The following is a 12,555-nucleotide window of genomic DNA, read 5'->3' as shown; positions in this document are numbered from 1 at the left end:
TATATATTTTATTCTATCCAAATTTACTAAGTTGTTGGTATAAAAATCTGATAATTACTGTTAAGTCTCATATAAAGCCTATTCATGTCATTTGAAATAGACGCCAAAGGATCTTTTCTGCTCATTTTCTTAGTAAATAACATAAATTGCAACAAATTTTCCTCACTCTTTAGCTTTAATATCGGATTTTTTTCGCTATCCTCTATAATCTCCACCTTTCTGCCAAAAATTTTAGAAAGGTTGTCAAAATGCTCTGAAAGGCTTGAATCTTTAGCCTTGCCCATAGTAAAATGATATAAAGAGATTGGTATATCAAGCTGAGAGCAACAATCAAGTATGGCCGCCGACTGACTCTCTATATCCTCTCCGCCACTTAAAACAACACCTTTTGAGATATCCTCTATCTTATTTTTGCCTATGGTCATAATAGGTCTTTTGATATCAAAAAATAGCTTTTTGTGAGCCTCAAAAAAACTATTTGTGGTTATCACCATGCCTATATCGTGTTTTACCACATCTTCTCTTATAATCTCACAGCTGCTTGTAAAGTAGTTAAAATCAACCACTATAGACTCGCTATTCATGGTTCTTAGGGTTTCATAAACCTCATTTATCATAGAGTTTATGACCTTGATATAAAGTCGCTTATTGTTGAGTCGTTTATTAAATTTAATACTTCTTGCGACAAGTTTTCTGCATTCATCTTCGCTCATGTTTTTCATATCTATTAGAGCGTATAAATTTGATCCAAATGGGCTTGGAAACTGCCCCGTCTCTTTTTTGATACTTCTAAAAACGCTTAAAAGAACGCTTGGCTCGCCTACAATTAATAATGTATCATTTGGCAATATCATAGACGATGGAGTGGCGATCATAAAATTTGATCCTCGGTAAATCATCGCTATACGCCACTTTTTTTGAGGTATGGAAGCCACGTGACGATACATATAGGAGCTTCCTACTGGTACTTTGACCTCCATTATCTCGCCTCTTCCAAGTCCTATATTATCAGCTACCACAGGCATATCAGGAAGCGACTCTATAAGTCTAACCGTCATCACGTCTCTCTCATCAAGAATCGTTAAATGCTTATCTTCAGCTATGATTTTATCTTCAAGCCCCCAGATATCCATAAGTAAAATATCTGTTTTCTTGCTGATTTGCCTTAAATTTTTATATACATTTACAGCATCAAAGCTATCATTTACGACCACCATAAACTGGCTAAAATAGCTATTTACGACACCCTTTAATCTCTCAAAACTAGTAGGATCAAACCGATAAAAAGAGAAATTTTCCAAGCTTAAATTTGTAGGTACAATATCGTCTTTATAGGTTATAACGGTGTAGTGATGCGAACTATTTTTAGCCACAAACAATCTTTCTAAGAAATGTTTCGCTACAATTCCATCTGCAATTACCAAAATATTTTTCATAACGACTCCAAATTTAAAGGGATATTATAGCGAAATGACTTTTAGCATAGATAAAACAGACGGCAATGCCAGAGCCTGCACCATTACGACAGCCCATAGCACTATCACTACTCCGGTTTTCATGCCTGTTGGCACCGTTGGTGCAGTTAAGAGCCTTGATGCTATCGATATGACGGAAATTTTAGATGCTAAGATCATTTTAGGGAACACCTACCATCTATATTTAAGACCTGGCTCAAAGATAGTAAAGGAGCTTGGAGGCTTGCACGGATTTAGCAAATTTAACCACTCATTTTTGACAGATAGCGGCGGATTTCAAGCCTTTTCTCTAAGGTCAAACACCAAAAACGACGATGGCGGGATAAAATTTAAAAGCCATATAGATGGAAGCCTGCACTATTTTACGCCAAAAAGCGTGCTTGATACACAGTATGATCTAAATTCGGATATCATGATGATACTTGATGATCTTATCGCCCTGCCTGCCGAGCCTAAGCGGGCCCAGCTTAGCATAAGACGCACGATAAATTGGGCTAAGGAAGCTATTGATTACCACAGAGCAAACCAGCAAAAAGGCATAGGCTTAACGCAAAATATATTTGGCATCATTCAAGGTGGAACCGACTACGAAGCGCGTAAATTTTGCGCCGAAGCGCTGTGTGACATGGACTTTGACGGACTTGCCATAGGTGGCTTAAGCGTAGGAGAGAGCAACGAGGAGATGTATGATACGGTTGAAGGCGTGATACCATATATCGACGCAAACCGCCCGCGCTATCTCATGGGAGTTGGAACGCCTGAGGATCTGGTAGAAAACGTGGAGCGCGGAGTTGATATGTTTGACTGCGTGATGCCTACTAGAAATGCGCGAAACGGCACTTTGTTTACAAGCTTTGGCAAGATAAATATAAAATCGGCCAAATTTATAAAAGACAACGCGCCCATAGACCACGAGTGCTCGTGCTACACATGTCGCAACTACTCGCGTGGCTACTTAAATCACCTATATAAAGCGCGCGAACTTACATTTTTCCGCCTAGCTAGCCTTCACAACCTGCACTACTATCTAAATTTGATGAAACAGGTGAGAGAGGCGATCATGCAGGGCAAATTTAGCGAATTTAAGATGAATTTTTATCAAAAAAGATAAAAAACAAGATACAAGTAAATATATTTTATTTATATATTTACTTGTCTTAATGCTTAATCCTATCTACACTAAAACAACTTCACTTAAATCATCTCCATAGCCTTCTTTATAATGCATTTTTGACATAGGCATACCTACAATTTCTATCATCAAATCATTTTGCGGAGAATATGAATTAAAACCAATTCCTCTAGTAGAAAAACCGTCTTTATCAATATAAACATACCTACTATTTTCTACTTGTGCTTCATAAATTTGACCTTTCCCCCAGACTGATTTAACTTTATACCCATTATTTTCAAAAGCATTATTAAAAAATTCTAATTTACTATCATATACATCGTAAGGAACAACTATGGCACTCAACATAACTCCTTCTAATTTGATAGCATTTGGTATCTTGTCTATACTAATTAAACCAGTAGTATTTTTGTCTACAACTAAAACATCAACATCCCAATGATATCCTTTTGTTTCTACGCTCTTATCAACGGTATTTGGGTTTCTTGATATGTCTGGTCTAAGCGGAATTAAAGTATTTGGAGATAGAGCTATTTCTCCTTTTTCTTCGGAATGATACGAAAAATAACCGTCCATATCTTTTGGCATATCAATAATTTTTATCATAAGATCGTGTGTCGGAGAGTGATATTTATTATTATCAGCAAACTTAGTTAATCCATCTTTTTCTATAGCCAAATACCTTGTGTCATTAATTCTATATTGAGTTACTACCCCTTTTTCAAACCAAAATAGAGACCCAGTCCAATCTCTATAGTTGTCAATAATATTATTTAACAACATACTCTCCGTAAAAAAAGAAGCATCCATAGTGGTTGATATCAAATCCAATTCCTCAACCTTAATGCTTCTTGGTATTTTGTCTATTGTAATCATTCCCACTGCATCTTTACCTACAACAAGCTTGTCCCCCTCCCAATACCAGCTGTTTGTATTTACAATTGGTGCAGTAAAGTTGCCAATCTTATCTTGAGTATCATTAACTATTTTCTGGATATCGCTTAAAGTAGAATTGGGGTTAACACTATTTATAGCGTCTATAAATGGCTGAAGATTATTAATGTTAGCATCTTTTATAGCATCTGAAGTAAGATCGGATAGTATAACTTTGTTTTTAAACAATCTAGCAGCATCAAGAGTTTCGTATTTGGGATCATAAACGGATTGTATCATTGCATTAACAACCTCACCTTTTGTCTTAGTTTCAAGAAGCCTAGTTCAATACTCTACTCCTGCCTTATCAACCTCTTTGCCTCTTCCCTCATAAGCTGATTTATTAAGAGTATTTTCATATATAAAATTTATAAATTTGAAATTATCGTTTAAATTATCTCGAAAATATTGTTTTACTACCGGAGTATCAAGCATTCTATCGGCTATAGCTGACACACTTAAATTTTCAATATTTGACATATTAACCCAATATTGATTACCGCCACCTTCACTTGTTCTACCAAAAAGACTAACGTAAAGAGATGAGACCTGAGTTTTAGTTAAAGCCATACCTATTCCTTTTTAAATAAAAATATATAGTTTAAATCATAACATAATAAATATAAAATGACTTATAAATTTCTACAGTTTTATTTAACCCTGCCCGCCATAGCCTTATATATATTTATCTCATCTTGCAGCAGTTTATATCGCTGTAAGATGAGGTTAGAGCGAGCGTCCAGTTCGCTATTTCTAGCTTGCAAGTAGTCCTTTAGCTCGCCCTTGCCCGCATCAAATTTAAGCCTATAAATTTCGCTTATCTCTTTAAAATTTATGGCTTGCTTTTCGTAATTTTTCAAAAGCAGCTCATCGTTTTTTAAATTTTTATACGCCGTATCAAGCTCGTTTAAGGACTTTATCAAAGTTTCAAAGTAGTTTATCTTAGCTAGTTCAAAATTCGCCTCTGAAATTTTTAGGCTATTTTTAAGGCGAGAGTAGTTTAAAAACGGCAAATTTAGGTTTAAATTTCCGCCTAAAAATTTAAGCGAAAATGCTTCACTTGTCCGATCGCCGCTTCCGCTAAGGCTAGCTGCAATGCTAACGCTTGGATAAAAGTTTTTTTGGCTAACTTTTACATTTAGCAAGCTCTCCTCTATGCGAGCTATGGCCGCTTTTATATCGGGGCGATTTGCGATAGCGTAAAGTGGCACATCTAAATTTACACCTAGAAATTTTATATTTTTAAGCGAAATTTTGGCAAATTTAAACTCAAATTCAGGGCTTTCGGCAAGCAATATCCTTAAAGTCTGCTTGGCTAAATTTAGATTTTTTTGAGCGTTTAAGACTTTGTTTTGAGCGTTTAAAAGTGAGCTTTGAATCTGCTTTAAAGATAGTTCTTCGCCTTTACCAAGCTCAAATTTAGCCCTAGCTATCGCTTCAAGTTCGCGGTAGTTTTTAAGCGTGGCATCATAAAGCTCAAGGCTTTCGTTTAAATATATGATCTCAAAATAGCTATCAACAACGCTATTTATCAAAGCAAGCCTTGCAGCCTCGGCGTCAAATTTCGTCGCATTTGCCTCCCAAAGAGCAGCGTCACGTGAGTTTGCAAGCTTTTGCCAAAGATCGATTTCATAGTTTAGAGAAACGCCGCTTTTATAGCTTTTGCTCGGCTTACCGCCTTCTAAATTTTTACTTACATCAGCCGTAAAATTTGCACTAAAATTTGGGATCAAATTTGCACTTACAACGCCTGCTTGAGCCAAAGCTTTATTTATATTTATCGCTGCTTTTAGCAAATTTGTGTTGTTTTTTAACGCAAGCTCAATAAGTTCGTTCAGATAAGCTCTATCATACCCCCTCCACCACTCTTGCTCAAATTCAAAATTTCGGCTTAAATTTTCATCCAAAATAAGCTTACTATAGTCTTCATTTATGCTTTTTACCGCGCATCCGCTAAACAAAACCACAAACACAAATACCAAAATTTTCTTCATCTTATTCCCTTGAAAGAGCTTCGATAGGATTTAGTTTTGACGCGCTTCTTGCCGGCATATAGCCAAATACTATACCGATAAAAGTAGAGGTACATAGAGCGACTGCGATAGAGAGATTAGAAAATATCATATGAACTTGTGGTGAAAATTTATTAAATACATACCCTATCCCAAAAGACGCCGCTATACCGACTATTCCTCCGATCACGCACAGCATCACCGCCTCTATTAAAAACTGCTGTAAGATATCTCCTTGCCTTGCGCCTATAGCCATTCTTATTCCTATCTCCCTTGTTCTCTCGGTTACTGAAACAAGCATTATATTCATAACCCCTATTCCGCCTACCAGAAGCGATATAAAAGCTATGCAAGATATCAGAAGCGTCATTGTTCTAGTCGTACTCTCTATAGTCTTTTTTACGGTGTCCGAATTTCTTGTAAAAAAGTCCTTCTTTCCTCTTTTTGCAGCCAAAACCTCAGTCAGACTTCGCTCGGCGACCTGAGCATTCACCTCATCTTTTACTTTGACTGTTATGGAGTTTATAAACCTATCGCCGGTTATCTTGTTTATAACAGTCGTGTATGGAGTGTAAATTCTAAGCGTGCTTGAGTCGCCTATATTACTACTATATTTCAAAACTCCTATTATACGAAACGGACGTTTATTAAAAAGTATAGTTTCTCCTATCGGATCGATTCCTTGAAAAAATTCATATTTTGTATTTTGATCTATAACTAACACTGAAGCGGAGTTTTTTACCTCATCTTCATTAAACGATCTGCCTTTTTCAAATTTATGCCCCAAGACATCAAGACTTTGAGCACCTCCTCCTCTCATGCTAGCTGACGCGGATTTATTTCTATATGTCAACATACCGCTTGCAGTTGTATTTGGAGTAACACTATCAAGATAGTCTTGGCGAGATAACATTACCGTATCTGATATGGTTAGAGTCTTTACTATGCCTCTAAGATCGCTAAAACCCTTGCCGGGATATATATCTATGGTATTTGTGCCGATACCTCTGATGTCTGATAAAATTTGCTGCTGAGAGCCCTTACCCAGAGCTACTACGCAGATAACCGAAGCTATGCCGATGATGATGCCAAGCATGGTTAAGACAGATCTTAGCTTATGGCTAAATATCGAATTTAACGACATCTTAAAACTCTCTATAAACTGATCTTTGTAAAAGCTTATGGCATTTTTTTGTTTGAGCTTAGTGGTTTTAGAGGGGAAAATTTCATCTTTTTTTGCTATGTCTTTTAAAATTTCACCGTCTTTTATCTCTATGATACGATTTGCGTAGGCCGCGATGTTTGCATCGTGAGTTACGATGATTATGGTGTGTCCCTCCTTATGTAAATTTGTTAAAATTTCCATCACCATTAGCCCGCTTGCACTATCAAGCGCGCCTGTGGGCTCATCGGCTAAGATTATCTCGCCTCCGTTCATAAGCGCTCTTGCGATACTTACGCGCTGTTGCTGTCCACCGCTTAGCTTATTTGGAAGCGAATCAAGCTTGTCATCTAATCCTAATCCGCTTAAAATTTTAGTCGCTCTTTCCTCTCTATCCTTTTTTTCAAGCCCCGCATAAGCGCTAGGCAGTGATACGTTTGATAGCGCATTTAAAGTTACTAATAGATTATATCTTTGAAATATAAAGCCAAATTTATTACGTCTTAGATTAGCAAGTGAATCCGAGTCAAATTTAGCCACATCGTCCCCGTTTAAAAGATACTCTCCGCTTGTCGGACTGTCAAGGCAGCCGAGGATATTCATAAGCGTTGATTTGCCTGAACCGGACTGCCCGATAATAGCGATAAATTCGCCCTTTCTTATATTTAAATTTATATTTTTAAGAGCATCGAAACTATTTTCACCAAGCTTAAATTTCTTGCTTAAATTTTTAAGCTCTATTAATGAACTCAAATTTTACCTGCCTCTTATTCTTTTATTTTCGCGCTCTATCATCTTGTTTATTTGATCGGCCGAACTCCTTGAGGTAATAACTCTTTCGCCATCTTCTATACCGCTTATTATTTGAGATTTTATACTATCGCTAAGCCCCACCTTAACCTCTCTTGTCTCTATTAAGCCGTCATCTTTTAGCACCTCTATCACCACCCTTGAATCTTGCTTTTTGATAGCCGTATTTGGCACTATGATCGCATCTTTTACGCTTTTAAGTATGATGACATTTAAGGTTGTCATTCCTATACGTAAAATTTCATCTTGATTATCTATAAGAGCGTTGGCGTAATAATAAATTGCCGAAGAGCTTGAATTAGAGCTTCCTGATGATGTTTTTTGACTGTATTTGCCGTTGCTTAGAGTAGTAAGCCCAGGGTCAATGGAGCTAATTTCGGTATAAAATTTCTTATTTGGCTCTGAAAGGATAGAGTACTCAACTTTTGAGCCAACCTTTACCTTTGTGATGTCGCCCTCTGCTATCTCCATTTTTAGTTTTAGCTTCGTTAGATCCGCTATATTTACGATGGTCGGCGTCGTCTGGTTTGAATTTACGGTTTGACCCTCTTCAACCTGAACCGATACGATAGTGCCCTCTTTTGGTGCAACTATTTTAGTGTATCCCAGATCGATCTGAGCGGTGTTTAGAGAAATTTTAGTCTGAGCTATCTGCGCTTCTATCTCTTTTACGTTTGCCTTTGTAACGGCAAGAGAGTTTTTAGCGCTTTCAAACTCTTCTTTTGAGGTTGCGTTTTTGCTAAAAAGCTCTTTTTCTCGGTTAAATTTACTCTCTGAGATCTCAAGAGCTACCTTTGCGCTATTTAACTTCGCTTCATAGATTCCAAGCTGAGCCCTTTTAGTATCTACGTTATTTTGCTGAGTTGCAGAGTCGATCTCCGCTATCATATCGCCAGCTTTTACCTTATCGCCCAGCTTTACATATAGCTTTTTTATCTGACCGGAAACTTGCGCACCCACATCTATAAGCTCGTTTGCATAAATTTCGCCGTTGCTATCAATACTCTTTATAAGTTCGCCTCTAAAAGCCACAGAGGTTAATACTTCATCCGGCTTTTCTTTTTTAAAATATTTTTCATACACAAAAAAAGAACAGGCGGCAAGAATGGCTAAAAATATTATAAATTTGATTATTTTTTTCATATTATTACTTTGAATTTTTAAATTTAAATCAAGCATTATATTAAAATTATCCTAAATTTTACTATCTAATAAAGTTAATAATATTAATTTTATCTTGATTTAATAACCCTTGCCATATAATTTTGGCTTAAATTTAAAAGATAAAGAAAATTATGTTTACCCCTCTACTCTCAATATTTATTCTTATAGCTTCTGGATATTTCGCAAAGAAAATAAAGATTTTTGAGCAAAAGCATGCAAGTGTATTTATAGACTACGCGCTATGCTTTGCCTTGCCTGCTTTGATCTTTGATAAAATTTATCACGTAAGCATAGATAAAACTCTCATAAATATCATCTTAACCGGCTTTTTATCCTCCTTTGCAGCCGCTTTTGTAGTGTTTTTCGTCTGTAAAGCCTTTAAATTTAGCCAAGCCACCGCCATTAGCGCTTTATTGCTGGCGATGTTTGGCAACACCATCTTTATCGGTATGCCTATCATCACGGGCTTTTTTGGAGAAGAAGCTCTAAATGAAGTTATATTTTACGATCAGTTTGCAACATCCATACCTATATCTATCATCGGACCTTTTGTGCTCTCTTTTGGAGCGCCCGCTAAAGTTTCGCTAGTGCAAAACACTATAAAAGTGCTTAAATTTCCGCCATTTATCGCACTTATCGCAGGTCTTATACTAAGAGGTATCGAGCTTCCTTCAGTTATCTTTACCGCGCTTAATCTTTTTAGCCAAAGCGTAGTTCCGGTTGCCCTTTTTGCTATAGGTATCGGTCTTGGATTTAGAAGCATAAGAAGTTCATATAAAGCCACTTTAATCGTAATCGCAGGCAAAATGCTAATAGCTCCTCTTATGTTTATCCTTATAGCTTTAATATTTAGCGTTGAATTTAGCCCTAAATGGCTCATAGGAATTCTTCAGTGCGCTATGCCGCCGATGGTTTTAGCAAGCGCTATGATAATGAAGGCGAATTTAGACAGTCAGCTTGCAGTTTCAGCCGTAGCTACAGGCGTTGCATTTAGCTTTATCAGTCTTCCTTTGGTATATTTTATCTGCGGATTTTTGTAATTTTTTATATTTCACACTCGCTTCACACTTCTTGGTTAAGCTTTCAGCATAATTTATCACAAGGAGACAAAATGAAAAAGTTAGTTTTAGTTGCGCTTGGCGCTATGTTTATGGTTGGTGGTGCTATGGCGGCAGATATGAAAAAAGATGATATGATGTCTAAAGATATGCCGATGGCAAAAGAGATGAAAGATGATATGATGTCTAAAGATATGCCGATGGCAAAAGAGATGAAAGATGATATGAAAATGCATAAAGACGAGATGAAAGGCGACATGAAAAAAGATATGTCTGATAAAAAAGATGATATGATGATGAAAAAAGATGATATGATGATGAAAAAAGATGAAATGAAAAAAGAGATGAAAAAACCTGAAGGCATAATGTAATGACAAGAATTTTGCTCGTAGAAGATGATGAAATTTTAAGCGAAATGATAACGGAATATCTAAGCGAGAGAGATTATAAGATAACCGCTTGCGTAGATGCTAAAACCGCTCTTGATCTAGCCTATGAGCAAAAATTCGATATCTTGATACTTGACGTTAAAATTCCTAAAGGCGATGGATTTTCGCTTCTATCGTCCTTAAGGAAGGCTGACGTAGATACTCCTGCTATATTTACGACCTCCCTAAATACTATAGAAGATCTTGAGGTAGGCTATAAAAGCGGTTGCGATGACTACCTTAAAAAACCATATGAGCTTAAAGAGCTGCTTTTGCGTATCAAAAATTTACTTAGGCGAAATTTCTCTCATACAAACGATGACTTTATCGAAATTGCCGACGGGTTTAGATTTCACATAGACAGCAAAACAGTTCAAAAAGACGGCGAAAATGTAAATATCTCAAATAAAGAGAGTGAGCTTTTAGCGCTATTTTTACAAAACAAAAACAAACTTCTTACAAAAGAAGTTATATATGATAAAATTTGGGGCTATGACGAAGAGCCAAGCGAGCAAAGTTTGCGCGTATATATAAGGACTTTACGCCAAATTTTAGGCAAGGACAGCATCATAAATAAAAGAGGTGACGGCTATATCTATGTCTGAAAAAACCAAGATAATATCTAAAATTTTATCCCTCTATCTAATCACCAGCGCGCTATTTTTAAGCTATTTTTCGATAAACGATTACAAAATGGCAAAAGAGGCGCTTATCTCAAACGAAGTAAAAAATCTCAAAGAGATAAAAATGGGAATTTACATGAAAGCCAGCATGAACGGCATAAATTCCGCCGCTGCACTCATGCAAGAAAAACAAGTAAGCGCGTGTATCGTGTCAAAAGAAGGCAAGATAATCTATCAAGACACTGAGTGTCTGCAAGATGCCAAAAAAAACGTAGCGTTTTTAAAAGATGGCAAGGTAGTCATATACGAAGCGCTTCAAAGCATGGAAAGCAATGCCACCGGAGAGCTCTCAACGGCAAATATATTGCTTGAAGGAAGAGATATAAGAAGCGATTTAAATATCTTAAAGCTTAAAATTTTAGGAAATTTACTTCTGATACTTACAATTATCATGGTTATAGCCTACTACTTGGCAAAGCTTTCTTTGGAGCCGCTTCACACCAAGATAAATGCGCTAAATCGCTTCATAAAAGACTCAACGCACGAGATAAACACGCCCCTTAGCATAATAATGATGAGTATAGAAACAACCGATAAAAACACGCTTAGCAGCAAAAATTTAAAACGCCTTAATAACATCGAACTAGCAGCCAGAAGCCTAAGCAATATCTACGAAGATCTTACATACCTATCCTTTAGCAAAAGCGACGCAAGCAAAAAAGAGCAGATAAATTTAAAAAATCTATTCAACGAACGGCTTGAATATTTCGCTCCGTTTTTTGCCAAACGCTCAATCATCCCGCAAATAAATTTAAGCGAAGCGAGTATAAACGCAAACCTCTATGAGGTAAGAAGAATGATAGATAACCTCATCAGTAACGCTATAAAATATTCAAACGTAGGCGGATTTGTGAGTATAAATTTAAATGATAAGGAATTTGCCATCACAAATAGCGGCGAAGGTATCAGCAAAGAGCAACAAAAGAAAATTTATGATCGCTATACACGGTTCAATAACGACCAAGGCGGATTTGGTATAGGACTAAATTTAGTAAAGAGAGTTTGCGAAAGCAACGATTTAAGTATAATTTGCGAAAGCGAGATCGGTCAAAACACGACTTTTAAAGTAAGCTGGAGCTAAAATTTATCCTCAAGCAAGGAGAAATTTTTACACCCTACCTCATCGCCAAGCTCGCAACCCATCTTATAATACTTCCTAGCCACATCCCTGCTACCGCCCTCAACCCCTAAAGAAAATTGGTGCATGCCGCCTAAATTTGTACAGCTCTTTGAGTGCTTAAGATCTATGCAGGCTTTTTCATACAGTTTTATGGCTCGCACGAAATTATGCCCCGTCTCGGTGCCTAGTCTATATGAATTGCCCGCGTTATAACAGCCGTATTTGCTGTTTAATCGGCAAGATTTTAAAAATAGATTTAGCACTTCCGCATCGTTTTTATCATCATTAAATTTCTGATAAAGCGAGCCAAGATTTGAGCAAGCTACCGCAAGATCACTCTTACAAGCCTCCTCATAGCAAATTTCAGCACTCTTAAAATCATCAGCAAGCTCAAATTCAACACCCATGTCGTTGCACTCGTTTGAGGTTTTATCCTTACATATATGCTCTTGTTTAGCTTCAGCATTGTTTGATTTACTATGCAAATTTTGATTTTTAGCAGGGCTTAAAGAGGCGCATCCGCTAAATAAAACCGTGATAAAAACAAGCTGATAAAAACTATTAAAGCTCATTTTGCG

12 protein-coding genes are annotated in these 12,555 nt (G+C 36.8%); 5 read left to right on the top strand and 7 right to left on the bottom strand.

Annotation, left to right across the window (positions count from 1 at the left end):
* Positions 1–26: 26 nt before the first annotated feature.
* On the bottom strand, positions 27–1,436 hold the full coding sequence (locus CDOM16190_RS07975) for a COG3400 family protein (protein WP_170019938.1): 1,410 nt from the start codon (positions 1,434–1,436) through the stop codon (positions 27–29).
* A gap of 34 nt (positions 1,437–1,470) precedes the next feature.
* Here CDOM16190_RS07975 and tgt point away from each other — a divergent pair, with 34 nt between their 5' ends.
* Entirely contained in the window at positions 1,471–2,586 is a 1,116-nt protein-coding gene (gene tgt, locus CDOM16190_RS07970) for a tRNA guanosine(34) transglycosylase Tgt (protein WP_170019936.1), read from the top strand.
* Positions 2,587–2,649: 63 nt separating this feature from the next.
* On the opposite strand, the gene CDOM16190_RS07965 is transcribed toward tgt, so the two are convergent.
* From CDOM16190_RS07965 to CDOM16190_RS07945, 5 genes are all read right to left on the bottom strand, one after another.
* The gene (locus CDOM16190_RS07965) at positions 2,650–3,780 is read right to left on the bottom strand and encodes a hypothetical protein (protein WP_170019934.1); all 1,131 of its coding nucleotides are present in this window, start codon (positions 3,778–3,780) and stop codon (positions 2,650–2,652) included.
* A 45-nt stretch (positions 3,781–3,825) separates the two neighbouring features.
* The gene (locus tag CDOM16190_RS07960) at positions 3,826–4,110 is read right to left on the bottom strand and encodes a hypothetical protein (RefSeq protein WP_170019933.1); all 285 of its coding nucleotides are present in this window, start codon (positions 4,108–4,110) and stop codon (positions 3,826–3,828) included.
* 80 nt (positions 4,111–4,190) lie between these two features.
* Positions 4,191–5,534 carry a TolC family protein gene (locus CDOM16190_RS07955; RefSeq protein WP_170019931.1) on the bottom strand — a complete coding sequence of 448 codons (1,344 nt, stop codon included), beginning with the start codon at positions 5,532–5,534 and terminating at the stop codon, positions 4,191–4,193.
* Position 5,535: 1 nt separating this feature from the next.
* A complete protein-coding gene (locus CDOM16190_RS07950; protein ID WP_170019929.1) occupies positions 5,536–7,467 on the bottom strand; it encodes a MacB family efflux pump subunit in 1,932 nt (643 codons plus the stop codon).
* A 3-nt stretch (positions 7,468–7,470) separates the two neighbouring features.
* A complete protein-coding gene (locus CDOM16190_RS07945) occupies positions 7,471–8,667 on the bottom strand; it encodes an efflux RND transporter periplasmic adaptor subunit (protein ID WP_170019927.1) in 1,197 nt (398 codons plus the stop codon).
* 152 nt (positions 8,668–8,819) lie between these two features.
* On the opposite strand from CDOM16190_RS07945, the gene CDOM16190_RS07940 reads away from it, so the two are divergent.
* From CDOM16190_RS07940 to CDOM16190_RS07925, 4 genes are all read left to right on the top strand, one after another.
* Positions 8,820–9,728, top strand: a complete 909-nt coding sequence (locus CDOM16190_RS07940; RefSeq protein ID WP_170019925.1) for an AEC family transporter — start codon at positions 8,820–8,822, stop codon at positions 9,726–9,728.
* Between the two features lie 71 nt (positions 9,729–9,799).
* Complete coding sequence (locus CDOM16190_RS07935) at positions 9,800–10,117, top strand: hypothetical protein (RefSeq protein WP_211437434.1); 318 nt, start codon at positions 9,800–9,802, stop codon at positions 10,115–10,117.
* Positions 10,117–10,779: a response regulator transcription factor gene (locus CDOM16190_RS07930; RefSeq protein WP_170019923.1), complete on the top strand. Its 663-nt coding sequence runs from the start codon at positions 10,117–10,119 to the stop codon at positions 10,777–10,779. Before CDOM16190_RS07935 ends, CDOM16190_RS07930 begins: the two co-directional genes overlap by 1 nt.
* Entirely contained in the window at positions 10,772–11,938 is a 1,167-nt protein-coding gene (locus CDOM16190_RS07925; RefSeq protein ID WP_170019921.1) for a sensor histidine kinase, read from the top strand. Before CDOM16190_RS07930 ends, CDOM16190_RS07925 begins: the two co-directional genes overlap by 8 nt.
* On the opposite strand, the gene CDOM16190_RS07920 is transcribed toward CDOM16190_RS07925, so the two are convergent.
* A complete protein-coding gene (locus tag CDOM16190_RS07920; RefSeq protein ID WP_170019919.1) occupies positions 11,935–12,549 on the bottom strand; it encodes a tetratricopeptide repeat protein in 615 nt (204 codons plus the stop codon). The genes CDOM16190_RS07925 and CDOM16190_RS07920 overlap by 4 nt on opposite strands.
* Between the last annotated feature and the right edge of the window lie 6 nt (positions 12,550–12,555).

The sequence above is a fragment of the Campylobacter sp. RM16190 genome (genome assembly GCF_012978835.1).
Taxonomy (GTDB): Bacteria; Campylobacterota; Campylobacteria; order Campylobacterales; family Campylobacteraceae; genus Campylobacter_A.
The sequence above is the reverse complement of the archived record's forward strand: the minus strand, read 5'-3'. Positions and strand labels throughout refer to the sequence as shown.